Genomic DNA, 22,719 nt, shown 5'->3' with positions numbered 1-22,719 from the left:
GGATATTAAAGCTACTAAACGAAAATGAATAAAGAATAGAGACAGAAATAAGGCACTTCCTGTTCAAAATCGAACAAGAAGTGCCTTATTTTTATCTGAGAAAGGTTCGCTTTTATGAAAACGTAAGTTTTTCAGTGCCCTCCATATTAATGGGCTCACTTATTTTCTAGAATTCCATTCTGCGTATAAAATAAAGCAAATTGCAAATGCAACGGCCAGAATAAAAAACCATTGCGGTACGCCACCAAAGCTCATATTAACACCTCGAAGTAAAAATTTTTATGATTGATATGGTTAAAAAACGATAGTTATGGAGAAAATAAGGTCTTCTATGGTTTTTTTCTCCACAAAAGTTCAAAAATATTATAAAATAAGCAATAGACATTAGCTTCGCGCTAGTAAAGAGAGGTAGAGAGATTATGTTACATTTAAAATGGAAAGATGCTCAAACAGTACGCACAGTTACTTGTAAGCATACAAATGCATCAAAATATTTAGTTTCAAACGTATTAACAGTAGGGAAACAATATGATGTAAAAAATGAAACAGAAGAATTCATTTTTATTATCGATAACACTGGTAATATCGGTGGCTACTATAAAGATTATTTTGAATGAGCATAAAAATCAAAGGGGGGTTCAGATGATTTCTGAGCCACCCTTATTTGTTGGAAAAGCGGAATCATTCCCTCTTAAAGCTCTTTAATTCAGCTACATCCTGTAATTGCTGTTTTTCCTGTTCTGTAGCTGTATGAAGGGCAAAGACGTCTTTGATCGCTGTCTTCAGCTCATGCTGTGTTTCTTTAAATTTCGATACTTGCTGTTCAAAGGAAGGACTCGTAAAACGATCATTTGTACGAGATAATCTTTCTTCTAGCTGTGCGTAGTGATGATCCATATGCATGGATAACATCATGGCCAATTGATTTTTCCAAAGTGGAATAAGCGTAACGATTGAAAATTCGATTTTTTCAGCTAGCGTTTGATTGGACTGCTGAATCATGCGTATTTGTGGCGCAGTTTGTAAGGCAACCTGCTGAGAAACTTGTAAGTCATAAATACGTTGATCTAGACGTTCGATTTGAGCGGCAAAATCATTAAGCTGTTGGATAGCTAGAGGCTGTTTCGTCGCCTGTACACTAGTCACCTTTTTAGGAAGATCAACTTCAATGGCTTGCTGCTTCTTCATTTGTCCTGCTGCAATAGCAGTCGCTAACTCTTCAAAGAATCCTCTATTATGTGCATAAAGTTCTTCTAGCATTTCCACATCTTTTATCATTTGAAGCTGTGCACGTTCAAGCTGAACACCAATGCGTTCTACTTGGATACTAATACGTTCAAACTCCGTTAATGTTTGCTTAACAGTAGGCACGATTTTGCCAAACATTTTTTGAAAAAAGGACTGCTTTTTTGGTTCTAATGCGTTAGGGTCCACACGGTCTAACGTTTGCATTAAAGAGTCTAACATTTGACCAATCTTTGTGACGTCTTTCTGTTTAACTTGTGCAAGCATTCGATCAGCAAATTGAGAAAGCGCTCGTTGTGAACCTTGCCCTAAAGACAGGACTGATTCGAAGTTTGTCAGGTCTAGTTGACTAGCGAATAGAAGTGCTCGACTTTGTGCAAGAGGCGATAGCGTTTCATATGTCGCCATCGCCTCATTATTTGTAGTTTCTAAATAAGATTGCACAAGAGGGGAAATACCTTGTATTGTATTTAGTTGAAATGCGTGATCATTTGCTGTCACTTATCATCGCCTCGCCATTCCAATTGTTCTTTTCGTCTTATATTGGAACGATTCGCAAATTCGATTTCCATTTGAAGATGGTCGATATCGTTGGAAAGCGCATCCTTTAAATCAATTTGAATCGTATCATTTAAATCTGTAAGTGTTTCTCTTGTTTTTGATAATGTAATCTGGATTTCCTTATCCTTCACAGGCTGCCTCGATAACATCGTATATTTATCCGTTAATTCGACAGCGGAAGGAAGGTGTGCATAAAAAAATTGTTCTACATTATAAAATTTTCGCGGATCTGTTTTAACTATTTTTACGATATTTTTTGAAATACGTGTCATTTCGAGTAATTGCTTAAATGCAGAAACAGAACGTACACGTAAATAGTTTTGACTTAAAGTTTGAATGTTTTTATTGGCTGCTGTAAGTTGTGTTTCAATATGTTTGTATTCTTCTTTTGTTATACCTGCTATGTGCATGAATTTCTTTTTCTGTCTATGTTTCAACAACGCCGTACTCGACGCGTATGTTCCAGCAAACAATAAACCACCAAGGAAGTATCCTGGACTTGCCGCAATTGCTGCGATAGAAACAGTTGTGAGAGAAATTAAGAAGCTGGCGGTATGTCTAGAGAAAAACTGTCCGACACTAAGCATGTTTCTTCCTCCTAGCATTTAGATATGTCTATATTCTTATACGAAATAATCGACATAAAGTTTCAATGAATTAATAATCCTTACATAAATTTTACTGCTAATTGTAAAGTTTCTCAATGATATTACTTAAGAACAAGAAAATCCTTTGCTTTATTAGGGAGAAAAGGGGGACAGACGAAAAAAAGTCAAACTAATTGTCTGACATTGCTGTTTCATCTATACTCGGGTGAGTATTAAAAAGCCTATCAAGGATTAATCATTTTCATTATATCGTATTCAAATTTAATGGGATTCGCGAATTGCTTCACACGTTGTTAATCAATATTTTCTCTCTTAATAGGTTAAACATTAGTATTGTTTTTTCATCCGTTGTTGATTCCTCGCCATCAGCGTATTCGTGATTTTTATTCTCAAAATTGAGTTTTACACTATTGTTCTAGGTTTTGAAGTAAACAAACAATACGGAACCAAAATCGTAACACTTGTTCACGGAGATCTACCTTTAGTTTTAGAAGAATCGAAAAACGCTAAATCTATTCCTAAAGATTCTTTAGGTGTGGTTTTAGCTTTAAAAACAGAGGACATTCATCAAACAGTCAAAAAATTAAAAGAACATAATGTTGAGTTTATTGTAGATGAGCCTATGGATTGTCCTCCAGGAAAAGTTATTAGCTTCAGAGATCCTTTCGGAAATGTCTTAGAGTATTTACAATTTATTTAGGTAGCTATATAGACCAAAATGTTTCAGCAAGTCACATCTAACAAGGTGTGGCTTTTTTATTTCATATGAATAAAAATAATATTGTTAAATAAGTTAAACAACTTTATAATAGTGTTAATTAAATCCATTTTTTGAGATACTTTCATGTCCTAAAGTGTTTTTCAATATCTCATGTAACAAAGATTGCGCTATAAAGGTGACTTTATAGATAGAAAGGGAGAGTCAGCATATGCAAAAAAACACTAACAATAAGGTTGAGATATTGGATGCTAAAATTATTTTAGAGGAATACAAGGAAAATATCGAATTCATTCAAAAATCATTGAAACAACTTGAGTTGGAAATTAGTAATTTGCAAAGCGGAGGATTAGTTGAATTAGAAAAGTTGGCTAATGAATTAAGTATGTTGCAGATGCTTTCAACGAGTATAAAATTTAAAGCTAATAGTCTTATCTGTAATAACAGTAAAACCATTGAGACATTAATGACTGAATAACATATTGATATCAAGTCACAAACCAATTGGTGTGGCTTTTTATTATGCCTGCAAAGCTGATCCTTCGACTGGTGTTGATGCTGTGTTTTTAATTGTTTCTTTTTTCATAGCTGGACACCCCTTTTTCTTCGATACGAGGGCATCCAATCCACCTGTTTCAAATTGATGACGCCATATTCTAATTAATCTCGAAGAAGAAATATTAAACATCGTAGCTGCATCAATAGGGGACATGCCCATTTCGTTCATATAATTAAGTACATCCATTTTAAACTCTGGAGAATAGCTTGTATAGGATTTCACGAAATCTTCAGCACCATGTTGTTCATATAAACGAACCCAAGTCCTTAATTCTGGTTTATTAACCCCTTCTTCTCGAGCAATATGATGGATACTTTCTTGTCCATTTACATGTCGTTCATCAAGTTTAAAGCCATAAAATTCGCTGCTTCTTGATCGCATTTCGCAGTAGCTTCACCAGCTGTTCGGTCCGGATATAAGCTGCCATCAAACTGTGCTAAATCATCAAAAAATTGAACAGGTACTTTATAATCTATGGTTTGTTCCAAATAATCAAGATGAGGAGTAGGAGTATTATGAGGTACTGTATCAAGATGAACAATGGTACGCTTCCAAGGACCATTATTATACCAGATGATTCTTCTAGAACTTGCTTCATTTGGTAGACCATATTTATTTATTAACAAATAAACAGTATTTTTTGGTTCTCCAGTCCAGCTCTCCAAGATTTTATATAAAATCGGATGATAATCACTTAATCCATAATACATTGAAAATACCTCCAGATAGTTTTTTTATTATATGCTGAGATTTGTACATAGTTACAGTAGATGCTCGCAAGCATACACTGTTTAGTACGCATTATGAAATACCACAGGTTATTAAATGATGAGAAGTGTCTTATATGCGTCAAAGCTTGCATAAAGTGTTTGGAAGCATATATTCGAAAGGGTGTGAGGGCAAATGAAAGTAACGGTTAAAGAATGGCGAGTAATGTCTGATCGCAACAAACAATTACTTTTAAGTGCAGTAGCAAGTAAATAAAACATAGATGAAAAGAGGAATGAGAACATGCAGCCATGCAGCATTGAACGCAACACTAGATTCAGCTGATCTAGTTTCTTCATGGATATATTCAATGCTTTACTGGATAATTTTCTGAGACATTATAAAGCATCTAAATAATTATTTGCACTTGCTACGGCAGGTTTGTTTTTTGTGGAGGACTGGGGTATTATTCTTAATCATAATTAATAAAATTGCCTCCAGCAAAGTCATTTTAGAAAAAATCTCATTCAATGTTGAAAATAGCCAAAAAGCTTGATAAACCTTGGTATTACTGCACTATAAAAATAAAGGAGCCAGACTAAACAATGTCTGACTCCATGCGTGCATATCCTTTTAAATCATCAAAAAGCTCTAATGCAAATGAATTGGAATCTGCTTGAGGGCTAACACCCTTTTGAACAAATACTAAAAATTCATCTATCGCTTTTTTTGAACCTTCTACTTCAACCTCAATTTGATCTTGATCATTTAGTTTACAGTATCCTTTTAATCCTAGCTCAATCGCTTTTTGTTTAATGAAAAAACGGTAGCCAGTTCCATAAACATCTCCGAAAAATTTAATTAGCGCTCGCTTGTTCAAGCTAACACCTCCTACTAGTTAAGAGGGAGAGCCCTCCTTTTTGCTTAGTGCATTACACGTTCTTTTTCTAAATATGCAATTAAATTATTGATATAGTAGAGAACCTGCTTCGAAGCTTGATCTACTTCTTTTAAATGAACTTCAGCCTGTTGAATATTCCCAACCTTATAAGCCTCAGCTGCTAACTTCGCTGAATCATGAACACGTAAATGATAGGCGTCTAATTCACGATACTCCTGTAAGTGTCCGAAACGTTCTACAGAGCGAGAAGATGTATACCATTTACCGAGACGACAATCTGTATGCGAAGAAACATCACTTGGCTTGACATTTTCAAGTCCAAGGAACATATTATAAATTCGCCATTTCCATAAAATATGATCGGCCTTTGATAATTGTAAAAGTGCTATAGACGATAGCTGAACATTATTATTCGAAATAATATCATTGCGGAAACGATTAATTTCTTTCCCTAATGAGTGTATATCACTAGATGTGTTATGGCTATATTCACGAATATCATCTTGAAGGTTAGAAATTTCAATCATTCTTGCCGATACTTCATCAATAGCTGCTGCCTGCTCCTGTGAGATTGCAGCTGTATTTGTAACATCCAGATTAATACCTTTAATAGCACTAACTATGGCATTTAACAATGGTAACGATTCTTTAGCTTCCACTGTTGCTTCTTTAATAATTTCTGTCGTTTCAGTTATTGAGTTTGACACATCATTTGAATAGCTCTTTAAATGCTGTACATTTGTAGATACTTCACTAAGTGCTGATACCGTTCCCTCAGCAAGCTTTCGAACTTCCTGTGCAACTACGGCGAAGCCTTTACCATGTTCACCTGCACGTGCAGCCTCAATAGATGCGTTCAAAGCAAGTAAATTCGTTTGATCGGCAATTTGGTTTATTAACGTTACGACATTTTCGATATCATTTACCCGTTTTTGTAATTCTGCAAAGGACTCAACAATCGTTGTAAATGTCTCTTCTGTTTTAAAGATTTCAGAAAGGGCATGCTCAATTGCATTTTTTCCTTGTACAGCGTGATCAACAGATTCAGTTGTTTTTTCAGAAATACGGGAAGACATTCGAGCAATCTCATTAATAGAAGCGGCAATTTCTTCAGTTGCTGCGGTAGAGGATTGGATTTCTTCGTTTTGTTTATCTAAGCTAAATACTAAATCTTTCATGTACATGATTTTTGCGTTGACATCCATTAAAGAAGAAATTTCAGCGACTACATTTTCAATTGTACGTTCTGTTAATACTTCAACGAGTAATTCCTGATCAACATTGACTGCAGATTGGAAAGATTTCATAAATTCAAATGCCTTATTAGGTTTCAAACCAAAATTATGTAAAATGTAGGTAGTAATATAAAATGCAAATTGATTAAAGACGACGATTAACTTACCCGGCTCATATTGATTTTTTCTGAATAAATTGAAAAATTTAACGGTTTCATCCACATATTCATCATCACGAGTAGCTAAGAAAAATTGAGTCAAGTATCGATTAATATTTTCTTCACTAATCGTCAGCTGAGAGGAGAGAGAGATTTCACTTAAATAGCTATTAAAAATAGCGTTCATTGAAGGCGTGATTTCTTTTAATTTATTGTAGAGAATTTTTAAATTCTCTTCATCTTGAGAATTAAAATGGTTAAATGCTAGTGTTTTATTAAAACGGCCAGTTGCATTTAAATTTGTTCCACGCTTTAATAATTCCTCGAGTTCGGCCTTAGGTCGAATGCTTGAAAACATAAAAAAAATACCTCCCAAAAATAATGAATAATAAGGTAATAATAGCATATTACAGAGTGTTTTAATAGACATTTCAAATGTCTTTGCTAAAATGAAAATATCTTATTACAGCAGGGAATGTGGCAAATATGTATACAATTATTTACATGAAAGCTGATTATGAGCCTTGGTGGAAGTTTGAAGGCTGGGAGGCTTTTATTCAAACAAATGAAACATTTGAAACGGAGGAGCAATTTGAGGCAGCATTACAAAGAAAACTACAGCACTTCCGAATAACATATGACAATGAGGTAACGAAAGAAGGGGGATTTTGGGCCTTCTGGTCAGAGGACGAAAGTGTTTTTTGTGAAGCCTGTGATGATGATGTACAAATATATCACGGTATTATCGTTTTGAAATCTGAGGAATAGAAATAAAATTTAGAAATTAAAAAAAAAACATTTTTCTTTATTTGACAAAATTATGAATGCCGGTTATACTTAGTTTAACAATTAAATTGCTTCACCGGAAACATGAATTCACATATTACAAAAAGTGATCGCGTTAGTTCGGTACTCTTTGTAATATGTGAATTTTTTCATTCGCTGAAGAAATTACATATTGTTCACTTTTATTTTTTGGAGGTTTTCTTAAATGAAACAAGGTACAGTAAAATGGTTTAACTCAGAAAAAGGTTTTGGATTCATCGAAGTTGAAGGTGAAAACGACGTATTCGTACACTTCTCAGCTATCCAAGGCGAAGGTTTCAAAACTCTTGACGAAGGTCAAAAAGTGGAATTCGAAGTTGTAGATGGCAACCGCGGACCACAAGCTGCTAACGTAACTAAACTTTAATTCTCAGTAATTAAAATTACTTTCGTTAAATTAAGGCATCCTATTGATATAGGATGCCTTTTTTTTGCATGCTTCGAACATTTGAGAGTTACAAAATATGAACGCTAGTGAGCTAGTAATATGAAAGTTACATACTACTATTAAGACGGATCAAAAGTTAAGCTTGACTGAGAAAAATGATGGGGAGGAATAAATCGATTTTTTAAATTGTGAAAATAATTTTATTATGTAAACAAAATAAAGTGCTTGTCTCGTTAGTTTGAGGACAAGCAACTTTTCGCACAATTTACTTATTTAATATACGCTGTAGCACTTCAACAGGTATAAACAAACCGACACGACCATAGGGATCTTTTTTCGCCGTTGCAAAAACGATTCCGATAACTTCACCAGCAGCATTAATGACGGGACTGCCACTATTTCCCCGATAAACAGGGGCTTCCATCATCATAACAGGCTCCTGCCAATCCTCAAGGTATGTTGATTCCAATAAAGTACCTTCATTTGCAATGCCCGTAAATGCTAGTGGATTACCAATGAAATAGACATGCTCATTTTTGCTATAGCTAGGATTTTCAGCAAGTGAGAGGGAGGGTAACTCATCACCAGTAACTTGCAATAATGCTAAATCTACGTCTGGGAAACTTTGCAGTAACTTGGCACTCATTAAACCTTCCTCAGGGAAAATGACGAATAATGATTGAGCATCTTCTACAACATGTGCATTGGTTACGATAAGGCCATCTGAAGAAATCGAAAAACCAGTGCCTTTACTAGAACCTGTAGAGATCTCTACAACAGCTTTTTTATAGGTTCTTATATCTTCTTGCGCTGATAGCCGAGAAGACACCTTCAAAAATTCAAGAGCTGGAATGGAGTAAATTTGAAAGATAAGTGCAAATGTATTCAAAAACAACACAAATGCCATACTCCAGACAATCCATTTGACAATTGGTTTTTGTTTTTTAGGCTTTTTTCCTTGCTGACGTTCTTCTTGTTCTAGTGCTAACGCCTTCTGCTGTTCAGCGAGGACAAGCTCAATCAATTCTTCTTCCGTCAAATCCTCATCTGTTGTTGACCTATGTATATCATTCATAAAACCCCTCCTTACCAAAAAATGAAAAGCTCTAAGCAGGACACTTGTGAAGTAAATTCTTATTCAATTTTTGTAGGGTAGAGGTAATAACAAACGATTCTTATTTGTTGTCACCATCGTGTCTTTTATACAAACTATATCGTCATTATACCCTCTGAGCGTGAAACTAAATATCATCATGATAGACAGTTGTTCCTGTAGTGAAAGTCGGATTGATTGAATTGCACAAGCATTAAAGATCTTTCCTACTTTATATTAGGACTCATACGCAGATTCCTTCATTATACGCGAAGTAAATAGGTTATACGAATGTTATGAAAACCAGTTTTCTAAAAAGGTAATCTCTTTACTAGTCGCATTGACGCGTGCACGTAAGCCGATGGGCATGGCATGAAGGGGATGAGTGTGGCAGCAATCAACATCCGCGATAATAGGTATAGTACGTCCATCTAGCTGCTCTAGCAATACATCATAAGGCTTTCTCCCGGTTCCCAAATCATCATATTGTTCATGTTTACCTAAAATAATCGCTGAAGCTTTGTCGAAAATGCCGTGTAGTTTTAGCATAGCAAAGTTTTTCTCAACAACCGCAATTGTTTTAGAAGTATCTTCAAGAAGTAAAATATCTCCTTCATTTATGTGAGGGAAGTAAGGTGTTCCAATGAAGCCGTACATCGTATTTATATTTCCACCTATTAAACGACCTTCAGCAATGCCAGGTTGCACTGTAATCCATGAATTATGATGTTGAGTTTTTTCAGTCGTTTTTTCTAACCAATTTAGTCGATCATCTGTCCAAATAGGTGGGATTTGCATGTTATAGGGAATCGATAATGAATGTAAAAACAAATCTTTAAAATATTGCTCCGTATAATGGACAAAAGGTGGAAATTCACCAAATGTAGAAGCAACAGAAGGTCCATAAAAGACAGGAACACCAGTCTTTGCATACATTGCAAGGAGTATAGCGGTAACATCAGACAATCCTATAAGTATTTTTGGATTCTGCTTAAATGCTTCATAGTCTAGATAGGGCAGCATACTATTGGCGTTAGTACCACCCATAGTTGGTAAGATCATTTTGATGTGGGGATCACGAAGTAGGGCATTCAGCTCTTCTGCTCGTTCTTTCGGTGTACCGGAGCGATAAAAATCTTCTTTTCCAGTTAACGAGCCTTCTTTTATCGTAAAGCCGAATGCTTGCAGACGTTCCTTTCCTCGTTCATAGCGAGCCTTTGCAATAGTCGTAGCTGGTTTAGAGGGCGAGTAAATGCCAATGGTATCGCCTTTTTTTAATGGGGAAAACATAAAATACCTCTTTCAATTTAAGATAAAAGCTATTATACATGATTTTACAATTTAAAGAGTAGTATACTTGTTTTGACGAAAGTCATGTAAAAAGTAACTGAATTGAATAGTTATAGCAGAATACAATATAATAATATTATGTAAACTTAAAGTTAGAAACTTGTAAGAAAGTCTCTTATTTAATAAGATAGAAATGTACTTACGAAAATGGGGGGCGTTATTATGTATCGACAAGTAGATGATTTTTTAAATGAGTGGTCAGCATCAGCACAAGGTACTATTCAAGTATTAAAAGCAATAACAGATGACAAGCTAGAGCAAAGCATCGTGGAAGGTCATAGCACACTAGGTTGGTTAGGTTGGCATTTAGTTGGTGCTACTGGTTATTTCAGTTACTTGGCAGGTTTAAAGGTGCCAATGACTCGACAAGAAGATCCAATTCCATCTACAGCTGCTGAAATTGTAGCTGCTTACGAAAATGTAGCAAATAGTGTGAAAGAGGAAGTGGCAAAGCTATCAAATGAAGATTTGCTGGAGGAAGTAAAAGGCTTCACTGGACCAATAGCTAGAGGTGCACTATTACGTGTAATGGTCGATCATCAAACGCATCATCGTGGACAAATGACAGTGCTCTTACGTCAAGCGGGCTTACCGGTACCAGGCGTATTGGGACCAACGAAGGAAATGCAAAAATAAACGTAAATGGCAGATACACAGTGTATCTGTCTTTTTTTTATGAAAAGATTTATTGTTCTTTGCTTTCTTGTAATAAATCAAACATCGATTTTTTATAAGTAAAGGCAGGTATAAAATAACAGGGTTCTCCTTTTTGAATAGGAGAACCCTGTTTGTTGTTAGTTTAAGCCTTGACTATCTTTCCACTCTAGGAATTCATCATAAGTTAATAGTTTATCTAAAATTGTGCCGTCTTCACGGATTTCGATGACACGGTTCGCAATTGTTTGGATGAACTGATGGTCATGAGATGTGAAGAGCATCGCACCTTTGAAACGCATAAGTCCTTCGTTTAGTGCTTGAATAGATTCAAGGTCAAGGTGGTTCGTAGGCTCATCCAGTAAAATAACGTTTGCTGTGGCAAGCATCATTTTTGATAGCATACAACGAACTTTTTCGCCCCCTGATAAAACTGAAGGAGATTTTTTCACTTCTTCACCAGAGAATAGCATACGACCTAAGAAGCCGCGTAAGAAGCTTTCTGTTTCATCATCAGGAGAATATTGACGTAACCATTCCACTAATGATTTCTCTGAACCTTCGAAGTATTTATCGTGATCATTTTCAAAGTAGCTTTGAGAAGTTGTTACGCCCCATTTGAACGTACCAGCATCTGCTTTTCTTTCGTCCATTAGAATATCAAGAAGAGCCGTTTTTGCCATTGGATTACCAAGTAAAATGATTTTATCTTCTTTGTTCATTGAAAAGCGAATATCTTTAAATAGTGTTTCGCCTTCATTGCTTGCTGAAAGGCCTTCCACTGTTAACACATCATTACCGATTTCACGTCCAGTTTGGAAGTTGATAAATGGATATTTTCGGCTAGAAGGTTTAATGTCGTCAAGCTCGATTTTATCCAACATTTTCTTACGAGAAGTCGCTTGGCTTGATTTCGAAGCGTTCGCAGAGAAACGAGCAACGAATGCTTGTAGCTCTTTAATCTTTTCTTCTTTCTTCTTGTTTTGGTCTGCCATCATTTTTTGTGCTAATTGGCTAGACTCATACCAGAAGTCATAGTTCCCAACATATAATTGGATTTTAGAGAAATCAAGGTCAGCAATATGTGTACATACTTTGTTTAAGAAGTGACGGTCATGGGATACGACAATAACCGTATTTTCAAAGTTAATTAAGAATTCTTCTAACCATTGGATTGCTTTTAAGTCAAGGTGGTTGGTAGGCTCATCTAGTAATAGAACGTCTGGTTTACCAAATAGAGCTTGTGCTAATAATACTTTGACTTTGTCAGAACCTTCAAGGTCAGCCATTAGCATATAGTGAAGCTCGTCGCCAATCCCTAACCCGTTTAATAATGTTGCTGCTTCTGAGTCAGCTTCCCAACCATTTAGGTCAGCGAATTCACCCTCTAATTCAGCAGCACGCATGCCATCCTCATCAGAAAAGTCTTCTTTTGCGTAGATAGCGTCTTTTTCAGCTTTTACTTCCCAAAGACGTTTGTTGCCCATAACAACTGTATCTAATACATTGAATTCATCGTATTCAAAGTGGTTTTGTTTAAGGACTGATAAACGTTCGTCCTTACCCATAGATACGTGACCTTCTTGTGCTTCAATTTCACCAGAAAGGATTTTTAAAAATGTTGATTTACCAGCACCATTTGCTCCGATTAAACCGTAGCAATTCCCCGGTGTGAATTTTATATTTACGTCTTCAAATAGTTTACGATCGCCATAGCGAAGACCTACATTACTTACTTGAATCATGCAAGTTCCTCCTTTTTTCACAATGGCACTAGTATATCATGAAATATGTACCATAGTCTATAAACATTATTAAATCAACGTTTAGCGTTATGGGTTGTCAGGTGTTTGAGTGGGATAGGAGAGTTGGGTAATGTTAATAAAAAGTGAATCCAGATACTTTTATATGTATTTTATCGTCTCTAAGGTAAAGAACAGGTAATATTAATGAAAGCCCTCTCTAGTGGCATGGGTCGTACTCATCAGTTCTGATGTTTCTTTGCTTATCAATCCATTATTACGCAAGGGTCTGTCACAGTTGTATAAGACATGATTTTATAAAATATACAATAGAAAAATGTTATTTATATCATGTTACAGATGGTTCGGCAAATATAAATAAAATAAACGGTAATAGTATTACAATCGAATAAATATATACATATTGATAGGTGCGTTAAGTTTTTCTCTCTTTTATTTTATACAAATTATTTCTCAATTTTCTTATGATGTACACAAGGGGGAGTGAAAAAAATTGAGAGATAAACTAAAAAAACACTTAAATGAAGATATGTCATTTTACGGTAAGTTTAAAAATTATGGACTAAGAAATATCCAAATGGAAACAAAAAGAAGAAATTTAAAAGTGACGAAAGTTGAAAGAGTGTTACTGCATGACTTATACGATTTCGAAGGTAATTTTATGTGTGATCATATATGGGTAAGTAACTCTTCTTTATTTAAAAATCAAAATGTAAAAGACGGTGATATCGTACAATTTAAAGCGGTTGTTGATAGTTATATAAAGGGGTATTTTGGGAAAAAAGATGATAAAAATACTGCCTAAAATTAGATTATGGTCTTAATCATGTAAGAGATGTTAAAATCTATCAGGGTGAGTTAAATATTGGATGAATATAAAAAATGGAGTTACTCTTATTAAAAGAGTTGTAAATGATTTAGTTGGTAGTGTTAAGAATGAAGAATTGACTTATGAAACTACCATGACAAAAATTGCTGAATTACAAGGACTCACAATTGAATAATTAACTTAAAAGAATTTTCAATTTGGCTATGAATTATTTTACTAAGTTTTTACTGATATATGCAGGGTTAGGCAGTATACTAATAAAGTAAAAAGGTTTACTTCAGTAAAATAAGGTATATTATATTTGTTGAATAGATTCTCTTTAAAGACAAGAAAAGTAGGTGAACAAAGTGGGGAAATATCAATTGGATACCAAAGGTCAGGTGGCTGTGGCAAAGTATCATGAAAAACATAAGCCGGCCAAATTTGATAGAAAGCAGCAACTTGAAAAAATACGTGCGGAGTATTTGAAAAAAAAGCAAAAACAAACAGATAAATAATACGATTGAAAACATAGGAAGACTAAAATCTCCCTATGTTTTTCTTATTCGAAGTTCTTTTTTCAATTGATGATAGAGTTTATTATTCTCCTAAATTTCAGATTCGGTGACAAAAAACTCGTCATCAGATATTCATTCCTCACTAATTGATTTTGACATTGAAACGACATAGCCATTATTTAAAATAATAACGTTGTAAACAAGGGGTTCACCAGCTACGATTGAGTGGGAATAATTAAATAACAATTAGAAAAAGCTTGGAGAGCATTAGAAATTAATCCTTCTCATCCTGATTTTGATTTTTGGATGGAGGATTAACTATTTCAAGAGAAAATATACAAGCCCTCACTATTTTTCACAACTTGCTCAAGCAAATCACCCGTTTCCAATGCTTCCGCTAACACATTCGTTTCGGTAACATCGACGTTTTTCTTGTACCAGCTCTTTATATAATCCTTTAAATGATTAATAGCAATACGCCACAACCATGTCTTCAAGCTGGCATGCCCCTGATATGTTGAGAGAGCCTTATAGCACTTGATAAAAACCTCTTGCGTCAAATCCTCAGCAAGGGCTGTATCATGTACATATGTATAAACAAGCTGCAGAACCGTTTGCCCATAATCGGTCATTAGCTCCTCAATCACCTGATCACGTGATAATCCGCTTGCTGTTATTGTTTCCTCCATATCGTCCCTCCTTACGTGTTCATTCATTAGACGATTGCCAAATATTACTGGTTTTACTTTTATTATATAAAAACCATTGTAAATGTGTTGTAAGTACTCGTTAGCAAAACAGAAGAGTTCTAGATGGCAAGTATGAGGGGTACTATTAATTAGTAGGGGGAAAAGACAAAACTTTATCAGAATAGATCCTTTTAATTTTATAATAGTGGAAAGGGAGCGGATTTTGAAAAGATTTTTATTTATTTTGATAATCATCATAATGATTTGCATTGTCTTTAGTAAAAAAATATTTTCAATTGATGATCATAATGCTTCTGAATCTAAGCTTTACATCAATGTGTTTGATCCTAAAAGTTTGAAGTTTACATTCTATCAATTTGACCAGCTTCAAAATAAAAGTAAATTCTTATTAAGTAAGGAAACGGGGGATTATACTGCTTTCACTTATTCTGAAGGGAATAATAAATTGTATTTTGCTGATGGCATAACAGATCATACAATACAATTATTTGAAAATGACCTAAACACGAATCAAATGAAACAATTAACCACTGTATTTAATAACGTTGATTTTATCCAAATAGACAAAGATCAAAAAATCATCTTTATGAGAGTGCTATTAAGAGATGCATTTAGAAATTTTCATATAGCTACGTATAATCTTCAAACAAAGAAAATACAAATATGGGAAGAAGAAAACAACGATAGAAGTGTTTTAGATTTTAATTATAACCCGAATAATAATCAATTAATTGTAGTCTCTTTCTCCGAGAACGAAGATCAGAAGAAACTTACCGAGGCTAATAAAAATCAAACGAAATTACAACCGACCAAATACAGTTTAGATATTTATGATATTGAAGGACAAAAAAAGAAACATATAGCCGATGTTGAGAGATTTATAAGTGGAGCATCATTGGCACCAGATGCTAGCTCAGTAATAATCAGCTATGATGAAGCCGTAGACAGTCCTATTTCGCATGTTGTTGAAATAGATATCCAGTCAAAAAAGGTAAAGACTTTACTAGATAGTGCTGGTATTTATTCGAAAATTCGCTCCGTTAAATTCGATGAAAACAAAGACGGATTTTATTTTTTATCTAGTATAATTGATGAAAATAAACGTTATAGTATTTTAGAAATGCCTAAAGAGAGCGTACTGTCATACTATGACTTCAAGAAAAGTAAGGTGCGAAATGTATGGAGGGCTGAAAAAAGTGTTATTGTTAATTATTCAGCAGAACATTTTTAATGTACAATTTACTTCTTAATAATTCTGAAAAGACTGTTGACTTAAAATGGTGACTCGTGTAGAATATTTTGAAATTACAGTTAAATTCAGTGAAAAAGAGAGTAGTTTATGGAGTTACTGGAAAGCGAATTAGGGATGGTGTGAGCCTAATGCAGCAGCCATAAATGAAACGCACTTTGGAGAAGATTCTCGAATTAGAAGTAGAGAATATCGGGGAGTCACCTCGTTAACAATGGAAAGTGGTCATATTATATGGCAACTAGAGTGGTACCACGGGATTACTATGCTCTCGTCTCTATATTTAGAGATGGGGGCTTTTTTTTATCTTCATTCAGTAGAAATCTCTTACCTCTATTGGTACGAGATGAAAAGGAGATGTGGTCCCTTTTCAGTGAATGTACAAACACCTACCGAATGAAGATAAAGCCTCCGGCGGATGTCACGGATTTTCAAAGGAATGAATTGTGCTGGCACAATTCAAAATCCGGACGCAATTACGCCAAGGCGAAATTGATTTTAAATTGAGAGGAGAATGAACATGAATACACAAATCGCGAAAAGAATCGCTGTGGCATTAAATAACGAGCTGTCTGTCAATGACATTCAAAAATTACTAGAAAAACCGAAAAATATGGACTTAGGGGATGTGGCATTTCCGTGCTTCACGCTGGCAAAAAAATTTAGAAAACCCCCCCACACAATCGCTATCGAAATTCAAAACAATTTAAGCAGTGATTTAATACAAGAGGTTCAAGTATTAGGAGGGTATGTCAATTTATTTTACGATCAGCCAACGATTACACATCAAGTGCTTAGCCAAATAGTAAAAGAAAAAAATTTATACGGAACTCAACAGGAATCGAAGGGGAATATAGTGTTGGATTTTTCCTCACCTAATATAGCGAAGCCTTTTTCCATGGGTCATTTACGTTCTACAGTGATCGGCAATGCTTTGGCCAATATTGCGGAGAAAAATGGCTATCAAGCAATCCGCATTAATCATTTAGGTGACTGGGGAACACAGTTTGGTAAGTTAATTGTTGCCTATCGAAAATGGGGATATCAAAAAACGATTGAAGCTGCCCCAATAGAGGAACTGTTAAAAATTTATGTAAAGTTCCATGAAGAAGCGGAGCAGGATGAAACACTCAATGAACAGGCACGTAGCGCATTTAAAGCATTAGAAGACGGGGATGAAGAGGCGCTAGCTTTATGGCAATGGTTTAGAGATGCATCACTCGAAGAATTCAAGACCATTTATCAACTGCTCGGGATTAACTTTGATTCATTCGCTGGGGAAGCGTTCTACAATGACAAAATGGCTGCTGTTGTTAAAGAGTTGAAAGAAAAAGAGCTGCTTGTGCAATCTGATGGTGCTTTTGTTGTTGAAATCGATAATATGCCACCATGCTTAATTACGAAAACAGACGGTGCCACGCTCTATGCTACACGTGATTTAGCAGCTGCTATTTATCGTAATCAACAATATGGCCCTAAAAAAATATTTTATGTTGTAGGGCATGAACAATCTCTTCATTTTAAACAACTATTTAACGTGATTGAGAAGATGGGATACGATTGGGCAAAAGACTTACAGCATGTGCCTTTTGGGATGATTCTAAAAGACGGTAAAAAAATGTCGACGCGTAAAGGAAAGATCGTTTTATTAGCGGATGTACTAAAAGAAGCGATTGCTACTGCGAAGCGAAATATCGAGGAAAAAAATCCAAATCTAGTGGATAAAGCGAACGTCGCACGTCAGGTTGGTGTAGGAGCGGTTATTTTTAATGATTTGAAAAATGATCGTCTTCATGATATTGAGTTTTCGATTGAGCACATGATGCATTTTGAAGGGGAAACAGGGCCATATATTCAATATACGTTTGCACGTATCTCATCTCTATTGGAAAAAGCAAATGAACATAGTTATGAAGTATCGTTTGAAGCATTAGGGGAGCAAGCATGGCCGGTGATTTTATTGTTGGAACAGTTTCCGAAAGTAATTGCCAACGCTTTTGAGCAAGCAGACCCATCGCAAATTGCTAAATATGCCTTACAATTAGCGCGTCAATTTAATAAATATTATGCACACAATAAAGTATTGGTCGATGACAACCAAAGAACATCACGATTAGCGTTTTGTCAATGTGTGGCCGTTGTTTTAAAAGAATCGTTAGCATTATTGGGAATCGCTGCGCCTAAAAAAATGTAAGGACTATTCATTAATTACCATGAAATTGACCGATACTAGAAAAAATGGTAAAAGGAAATAGTGAGAATTCAGAGGTCTGACAATAATGTTAGATTTCAGTTGAATTTTTAACCGTATCAATAGAGAGAAGGTTTTTAGAAAGTATGGAGAAAAAGCAATGGCGTGTTTCCATGGTAATTGTGGTTGTTAGTATTTTCTTCGTTGCGCTCAATATGCGCCCAGCAGTCACAGGAATAGGGCCACTATTTAATGTACTTTTGGAATCACTCCATATATCAAATATCAAAATGAGCTTTTTAACATCTATTCCGGTGTTTTGTATGGGACTTTTTGCACCATTCGCAGTACCATTACAAAGGAAACTCGGAACAAAAACAGCTATTACGCTCTTAATAATTATCCTAGCATTAGCAAATGGGCTACGATTTTTAAAAGAAAGTTATGTGCTACTTGTAGTCACAAGCTTTGCTGCAGGATTTGCCATTGCACTTATTGGACCTATATTAAATGCTTATATAAAGAAAAAATTCCCGCACCGTTTTACTACCGTGGTAGGTATTTATTCATTTGGAATAGGAACAGGGGCAACATTGAGTGCGGCACTAACAATAACATTTTATAATCATTTTCATGAGAGCTGGACAATAGCGCTTGGCAGTTGGGCAATACTTGCTATCATCGCTCTTTGTATATGGGTCCTAGCAATACAAAATCAAGAGCTGCCAGAGACTGGTGTATTGACAGAAAATGCAGCACGAAATCCTTGGAAAAATGCCCGTGCTTGGACAATTTTAATTTACTTTGGCATACAAACATCGTTGTTCTTCTCGATAATGTCTTGGCTAGTACCGATATTACAGGCTAAGGGCTTTTCCCTTATTGCTGCAAGCTCAATGCTAACATTTTTGTCTATTGTACAAATGATTGGAAATATTTCGGTCCCCATACTAATGGAAAAATGGTCGAGTCGAATCGGTTGGCTCTTTTCTTTAGGGGTCTTAGGCGTGTTTGGCTTTGTGTTGCTATGGTTAGGCTCAGGATCTTTGTTATGGATTGCTGTATTAATCATAGGTATCGTATTAAGCGGCTTATTTCCAATTGGTTTATTGTTACCATTGGATGAGGCAAAAAATGATGAGGAGGCCAATAGCTGGTCATCTATGGTGCTTTCAGGTGGCTTTGTAATAAGCTCCATTATCCCTATACTTATCGGCTATTGCTATGATGTGACTGGAAACCATACATTTACTTATATGATTTTTATAATATTAATGATTGGCATTATAGCTACTACAATTATGCTAAAGAAAAAATAATGTCGAGACATGCGCGAATTTACGAGCATGTCTTTTTTTCAAAGCTACAGCAATTAGACACGAGAAAAGCCGATTTCACCTTGTGTATTAAAAATCGGCTTTTCTTTAGTTTTCATTTATTTTGAACTTTTATAAGATCTAGACGCTTCCGAAAAATGTTCATTATTATATATCTGCAATAATGTATCTGAGAACAAGTTGGTTTGGTCCATCATGATTCTATGTCCGGCATTTGGAATGATAAATAATTTTTTATGGGGAGCATTAATGTTATGAAAATATTCTTGGGCAATAGTATAGGGAGCCTGCCAGTCATTTTTACCTAAAATATAATAAATGGGAACTTTATAATCTGAGGAGTCAGTCGTCAGGTCAAAGTCTTCTAAAAATTCATGTACCTTGCTGTTTGCCTTCAGTCCTTTTGAAAACGCCAAAAGATCCGATAATTTAAAAATAGGACTTTTAAAGGCAGTTATAAATACAGGAAGATCACTCTTCACAGCTAAATCATATTTCCCTTGAAGTTTTCGTATTTTCATACACTTCTTTAAAAACTCACGATTAAATTTTATTTTTTCTCCAGGATAAGCTCCTATAGCCTCAAGCTTTTTTATCATTAGCCTTTACTACTTGTTCCTTCATTTTTTCATAAGCAACACGCTCATTTTCAAGAAAGGAGACAACTTGGGCAACTCCAATATAATAAGCAATTTCTTCAGGATATTGCTTGATAAATATACTTCCTAAAATAGTGCCCCATGATCGTCCGAGTAAAATGATCTTTTTCTTATTATATTTTTTCTTTAAATATTGAATAATTCCATATAAATCTTGTAACATGACATCTATAGTAGGATATTTATCTGGGTTTTTAGTAAGCGTTTTTCCAGCACCACGCTGATCCCAATGCACAATCGTAAAAATTTCTTCTAATTTATCTTGAAAAGCATGTGCAAAGAGAGATTCAACACTACCAGGACCACCATGTAAATAAAGTAATACCGGGTTATCATGATTAGTTCCTGCATGAAATAAATAATGATTTACATCGTTAACCGAGACAAATTCTTCAATATTAATTAACTTCTCGGATTTGTTTTTCATTTCTCATTCTCCCTTTTTATGATTTCTTCGTCTTTCAAACTCCTTTAAAACGTACAATTGAACGTCATTTTGATTTTCATCCATTGTCAAGTTACTGTGCTCTTCAAAACCATCCTGTTCTTCACCATCAAAACTATATAACTTCTTTAATAGACCCCACATTGTCTCTAGCTCATTAGTAGAAAAATCTTTAAAAAGATCCGCTAAAAAGTAAACTCCTTTTTCTCCTGCCTCTAAAGTAACTTGTTTTCCAAACTCAGTGATTTTAGTGTTGACCGCACGTTTATCATGCTCGCTAGGGGCAATTTCAACGTATCCCTTGTTTTTCATCGTAGTGACTAGTTGTTTTACATTCTGTTTAGTCGTTCCTAGTTTTCTTGCAATATTGTTGAACGATGTTTGGTCTTCAGGTAAATGAGCAATCGCTAAAATAGCCATAAATTGTCTTGATGTTAATTTCTCTAAATATTGATCGGATTGTACTTGAATTTTATTTCCAAGCGAAAAAAGTGCTGAATAAATTTGCTGCATTAAAAATAATTCTTGGTTCATGGACAATATATTGTCTATAAATAGCATTAGCGAGAAGCCTATCTTTTTTTAATAACATTTTAACTGCAAATTATAAGTCATTTTTCATAACAAAGCTAAAAAAGAGACGCTTTTTATAGGTATAACGGATTGAATAAAAGGTGAGAGTACTATTTTTATAACACCCATCTATTAATAATATTATTATGTAAACTTGAAACGTATAAAAACCTTGTTTATGATAGAAAGGAATAGATGTTTAACCTCTTTCAGCAAATTTTTTTTGTAGCGAAAGCAAAGCGTCAGCTACAGAAGTCGCCACTCTATAGGTGACGAGATTCGCTGAAAGAAGTTAAAGCCTCCGGACACAATTATTCCGAGGCATAATTGATAGAAAGTTTTGGTGAACGTATGCGGAAAAAGATGCTCATTCTTGGAGCAACAGCTTTATTATTAACGGGCTGTGGAAATGAAACATTGGCAGAGGTGTTTCAAACTAAAAAGACCGATGTGAAAACGGAAAAGGCTGTGACGAAGCAGCAAGAAAAAATTGTACCGGAAGTAAAAGTAATTGGTGAGAACGGAATCGGTGCAGGGATCATTGTTAAAAAAGAGGACGATAAGCTCTATATTGTGACAAATGGTGCGCTCGTATCTTCAAAGCCAACTGCGCTCGTACAATTTAATAATGATAAACTTAAGGAAGCCGATGTGCACTTTATATCTACAGCTTATAATATGGCCATTTTAGAAGTACCTTATAACGCATCGGTAAAGGTGCCGACCGTCTATAACGGTGAATTAAATCAGTTAGCTGTTTATGTTGATAGCTTACCGCACATCATAAAAAAATATAGTGACAGAGTAGCATCTTATTACATAGATGCGGATCAAAATACACTTATGGGGAGCCCAGTTCTAGAAGCAGAGAATGGTGAACTTGTGGGCATCTATTTTAAACGCAAGCAAAACGGTGTAACACAGCCGTTTATATTGCCATTTAAAGATATTGCACAGTTATTGGATGAATGGATCGAGGGTAATATGAAGACAAGTGATCGACTAACTCAATCCAAAAACTTACATCCATATATAGAACAGGGCGATAAAGAAGCAGTCCAGCAAGCTATCGATCAATACGGAAAGAACATTTTTGCTTATAATGTCGATGAGGTAAAGTTGTTTTTAGATACATTTTATAAACATTTAAAAGCGGCTGTTGACATTCATGATGCTAGTGTCATGAAGCCTTTCGTTGGTACAGACGATTTACAAAGCACACTGGATCATATGGTAGCGAATTATTCATCCAAACAAGCGAAAATCCGTTTTTACAATACGTCGATTAAAAACATCAGCATGGAAGGACAAAATATTGTAGTTCGTGCTATAACAGAATATGTACTAACAAATTCTGCTGGTCAAGAGGCACTAGCGAACTCTATGATGGTATATGAAATAAATAAAAATGAACAGGGCGAGTATAAACTTATTCGTCTAACAACTGAGGAGTGAAAAGTTGG

The 22,719-nt window shown here is 35.1% G+C and carries 25 protein-coding genes, 1 pseudogene and 1 other annotated feature; of the genes and pseudogenes, 13 read left to right on the top strand and 13 right to left on the bottom strand.

Annotated elements, in window-relative coordinates; translation table 11 throughout:
* The first annotated feature begins 419 nt into the window (after positions 1–419).
* Positions 420–617: a DUF6501 family protein gene (locus ACQKOF_RS05645; protein ID WP_100541949.1), complete on the top strand. Its 198-nt coding sequence runs from the start codon at positions 420–422 to the stop codon at positions 615–617.
* A 64-nt stretch (positions 618–681) separates the two neighbouring features.
* Here ACQKOF_RS05645 and ACQKOF_RS05640 read toward each other — a convergent pair whose 3' ends face one another.
* Both ACQKOF_RS05640 and ACQKOF_RS05635 read right to left on the bottom strand, forming a co-directional pair.
* Complete coding sequence (locus tag ACQKOF_RS05640) at positions 682–1,746, bottom strand: toxic anion resistance protein (protein WP_427554490.1); 1,065 nt, start codon at positions 1,744–1,746, stop codon at positions 682–684.
* A complete protein-coding gene (locus ACQKOF_RS05635) occupies positions 1,743–2,393 on the bottom strand; it encodes a 5-bromo-4-chloroindolyl phosphate hydrolysis family protein (RefSeq protein WP_370043411.1) in 651 nt (216 codons plus the stop codon). Before ACQKOF_RS05635 ends, ACQKOF_RS05640 begins: the two co-directional genes overlap by 4 nt.
* Before the next feature lie 397 nt (positions 2,394–2,790).
* On the opposite strand from ACQKOF_RS05635, the gene ACQKOF_RS05630 reads away from it, so the two are divergent.
* Both ACQKOF_RS05630 and ACQKOF_RS05625 read left to right on the top strand, forming a co-directional pair.
* On the top strand, positions 2,791–3,114 hold the full coding sequence (locus ACQKOF_RS05630) for a VOC family protein (RefSeq protein ID WP_427554488.1): 324 nt from the start codon (positions 2,791–2,793) through the stop codon (positions 3,112–3,114).
* A gap of 229 nt (positions 3,115–3,343) precedes the next feature.
* Positions 3,344–3,610 carry a hypothetical protein gene (locus tag ACQKOF_RS05625; protein ID WP_427554486.1) on the top strand — a complete coding sequence of 89 codons (267 nt, stop codon included), beginning with the start codon at positions 3,344–3,346 and terminating at the stop codon, positions 3,608–3,610.
* 42 nt (positions 3,611–3,652) lie between these two features.
* On the opposite strand, the gene ACQKOF_RS05620 is transcribed toward ACQKOF_RS05625, so the two are convergent.
* From ACQKOF_RS05620 to ACQKOF_RS05605, 4 genes and pseudogenes are all read right to left on the bottom strand, one after another.
* Entirely contained in the window at positions 3,653–3,877 is a 225-nt protein-coding gene (locus ACQKOF_RS05620; RefSeq protein ID WP_427554506.1) for a helix-turn-helix domain-containing protein, read from the bottom strand.
* A 143-nt stretch (positions 3,878–4,020) separates the two neighbouring features.
* A pseudogene (locus tag ACQKOF_RS05615) lies at positions 4,021–4,401 on the bottom strand (hypothetical protein); the annotation flags it as partial.
* Positions 4,402–4,997: 596 nt separating this feature from the next.
* Positions 4,998–5,279: an acylphosphatase gene (locus ACQKOF_RS05610; protein WP_427554484.1), complete on the bottom strand. Its 282-nt coding sequence runs from the start codon at positions 5,277–5,279 to the stop codon at positions 4,998–5,000.
* A gap of 44 nt (positions 5,280–5,323) precedes the next feature.
* Positions 5,324–7,051 carry a methyl-accepting chemotaxis protein gene (locus tag ACQKOF_RS05605; RefSeq protein WP_427554482.1) on the bottom strand — a complete coding sequence of 576 codons (1,728 nt, stop codon included), beginning with the start codon at positions 7,049–7,051 and terminating at the stop codon, positions 5,324–5,326.
* A 128-nt stretch (positions 7,052–7,179) separates the two neighbouring features.
* Between ACQKOF_RS05605 and ACQKOF_RS05600 the strand changes: the two genes are divergently transcribed.
* Positions 7,180–7,461, top strand: coding sequence for a DUF1033 family protein (locus ACQKOF_RS05600; protein ID WP_427554480.1), 282 nt, complete (start codon positions 7,180–7,182; stop codon positions 7,459–7,461).
* A 223-nt stretch (positions 7,462–7,684) separates the two neighbouring features.
* Complete coding sequence (locus ACQKOF_RS05595) at positions 7,685–7,885, top strand: cold-shock protein (RefSeq protein WP_004230088.1); 201 nt, start codon at positions 7,685–7,687, stop codon at positions 7,883–7,885.
* 286 nt (positions 7,886–8,171) lie between these two features.
* On the opposite strand, the gene ACQKOF_RS05590 is transcribed toward ACQKOF_RS05595, so the two are convergent.
* Together ACQKOF_RS05590 and ACQKOF_RS05585 are read right to left on the bottom strand one after the other, a co-directional pair.
* On the bottom strand, positions 8,172–8,981 hold the full coding sequence (locus ACQKOF_RS05590; RefSeq protein WP_427554478.1) for a S1C family serine protease: 810 nt from the start codon (positions 8,979–8,981) through the stop codon (positions 8,172–8,174).
* Between the two features lie 312 nt (positions 8,982–9,293).
* Positions 9,294–10,289, bottom strand: coding sequence for a S66 family peptidase (locus ACQKOF_RS05585; protein WP_427554476.1), 996 nt, complete (start codon positions 10,287–10,289; stop codon positions 9,294–9,296).
* Positions 10,290–10,511: 222 nt separating this feature from the next.
* On the opposite strand from ACQKOF_RS05585, the gene ACQKOF_RS05580 reads away from it, so the two are divergent.
* Complete coding sequence (locus ACQKOF_RS05580; RefSeq protein ID WP_427554474.1) at positions 10,512–10,985, top strand: DinB family protein; 474 nt, start codon at positions 10,512–10,514, stop codon at positions 10,983–10,985.
* A gap of 158 nt (positions 10,986–11,143) precedes the next feature.
* Here ACQKOF_RS05580 and ACQKOF_RS05575 read toward each other — a convergent pair whose 3' ends face one another.
* Complete coding sequence (locus ACQKOF_RS05575) at positions 11,144–12,748, bottom strand: ABC-F family ATP-binding cassette domain-containing protein (RefSeq protein WP_387082953.1); 1,605 nt, start codon at positions 12,746–12,748, stop codon at positions 11,144–11,146.
* A gap of 511 nt (positions 12,749–13,259) precedes the next feature.
* On the opposite strand from ACQKOF_RS05575, the gene ACQKOF_RS05570 reads away from it, so the two are divergent.
* From ACQKOF_RS05570 to ACQKOF_RS05560, 3 genes are all read left to right on the top strand, one after another.
* Positions 13,260–13,571: a hypothetical protein gene (locus ACQKOF_RS05570; protein WP_427554472.1), complete on the top strand. Its 312-nt coding sequence runs from the start codon at positions 13,260–13,262 to the stop codon at positions 13,569–13,571.
* A 64-nt stretch (positions 13,572–13,635) separates the two neighbouring features.
* Complete coding sequence (locus tag ACQKOF_RS05565) at positions 13,636–13,770, top strand: hypothetical protein (RefSeq protein WP_427554470.1); 135 nt, start codon at positions 13,636–13,638, stop codon at positions 13,768–13,770.
* A 172-nt stretch (positions 13,771–13,942) separates the two neighbouring features.
* Positions 13,943–14,092, top strand: a complete 150-nt coding sequence (locus ACQKOF_RS05560; RefSeq protein ID WP_427554468.1) for a hypothetical protein — start codon at positions 13,943–13,945, stop codon at positions 14,090–14,092.
* Positions 14,093–14,415: 323 nt separating this feature from the next.
* Here ACQKOF_RS05560 and ACQKOF_RS05555 read toward each other — a convergent pair whose 3' ends face one another.
* Entirely contained in the window at positions 14,416–14,781 is a 366-nt protein-coding gene (locus tag ACQKOF_RS05555; RefSeq protein WP_427554466.1) for a sigma-70 family RNA polymerase sigma factor, read from the bottom strand.
* Positions 14,782–15,004: 223 nt separating this feature from the next.
* On the opposite strand from ACQKOF_RS05555, the gene ACQKOF_RS05550 reads away from it, so the two are divergent.
* From ACQKOF_RS05550 to ACQKOF_RS05540, 3 genes are all read left to right on the top strand, one after another.
* On the top strand, positions 15,005–16,033 hold the full coding sequence (locus ACQKOF_RS05550; protein WP_427554464.1) for a hypothetical protein: 1,029 nt from the start codon (positions 15,005–15,007) through the stop codon (positions 16,031–16,033).
* Between the two features lie 80 nt (positions 16,034–16,113).
* Positions 16,114–16,333 (top strand) — a binding site (T-box leader).
* A gap of 238 nt (positions 16,334–16,571) precedes the next feature.
* Positions 16,572–18,245: an arginine--tRNA ligase gene (gene argS, locus ACQKOF_RS05545; protein WP_427554462.1), complete on the top strand. Its 1,674-nt coding sequence runs from the start codon at positions 16,572–16,574 to the stop codon at positions 18,243–18,245.
* A gap of 143 nt (positions 18,246–18,388) precedes the next feature.
* A complete protein-coding gene (locus tag ACQKOF_RS05540; protein WP_427554460.1) occupies positions 18,389–19,561 on the top strand; it encodes a CynX/NimT family MFS transporter in 1,173 nt (390 codons plus the stop codon).
* A gap of 116 nt (positions 19,562–19,677) precedes the next feature.
* On the opposite strand, the gene ACQKOF_RS05535 is transcribed toward ACQKOF_RS05540, so the two are convergent.
* From ACQKOF_RS05535 to ACQKOF_RS05525, 3 genes are read right to left on the bottom strand one after another with little or no spacing between them, the layout of a single operon-like run.
* Positions 19,678–20,178, bottom strand: coding sequence for an alpha/beta fold hydrolase (locus tag ACQKOF_RS05535; protein ID WP_427554458.1), 501 nt, complete (start codon positions 20,176–20,178; stop codon positions 19,678–19,680).
* Entirely contained in the window at positions 20,162–20,665 is a 504-nt protein-coding gene (locus ACQKOF_RS05530; RefSeq protein ID WP_427554456.1) for an alpha/beta fold hydrolase, read from the bottom strand. Before ACQKOF_RS05530 ends, ACQKOF_RS05535 begins: the two co-directional genes overlap by 17 nt.
* Before the next feature lie 3 nt (positions 20,666–20,668).
* Positions 20,669–21,244 (bottom strand): MarR family winged helix-turn-helix transcriptional regulator, encoded by a 576-nt coding sequence (locus ACQKOF_RS05525; protein ID WP_427554454.1) that lies wholly within the window; start codon positions 21,242–21,244, stop codon positions 20,669–20,671.
* Between the two features lie 339 nt (positions 21,245–21,583).
* On the opposite strand from ACQKOF_RS05525, the gene ACQKOF_RS05520 reads away from it, so the two are divergent.
* A complete protein-coding gene (locus ACQKOF_RS05520; protein ID WP_427554452.1) occupies positions 21,584–22,711 on the top strand; it encodes a hypothetical protein in 1,128 nt (375 codons plus the stop codon).
* Positions 22,712–22,719 lie beyond the last annotated feature (8 nt).

Source organism: Lysinibacillus sp. NPDC093190, from assembly GCF_050280425.1.
In the GTDB taxonomy this organism is placed as follows: Bacteria; Bacillota; Bacilli; order Bacillales_A; family Planococcaceae; genus Lysinibacillus.
This window is presented reverse-complemented; position numbering and strand designations above follow the sequence as displayed.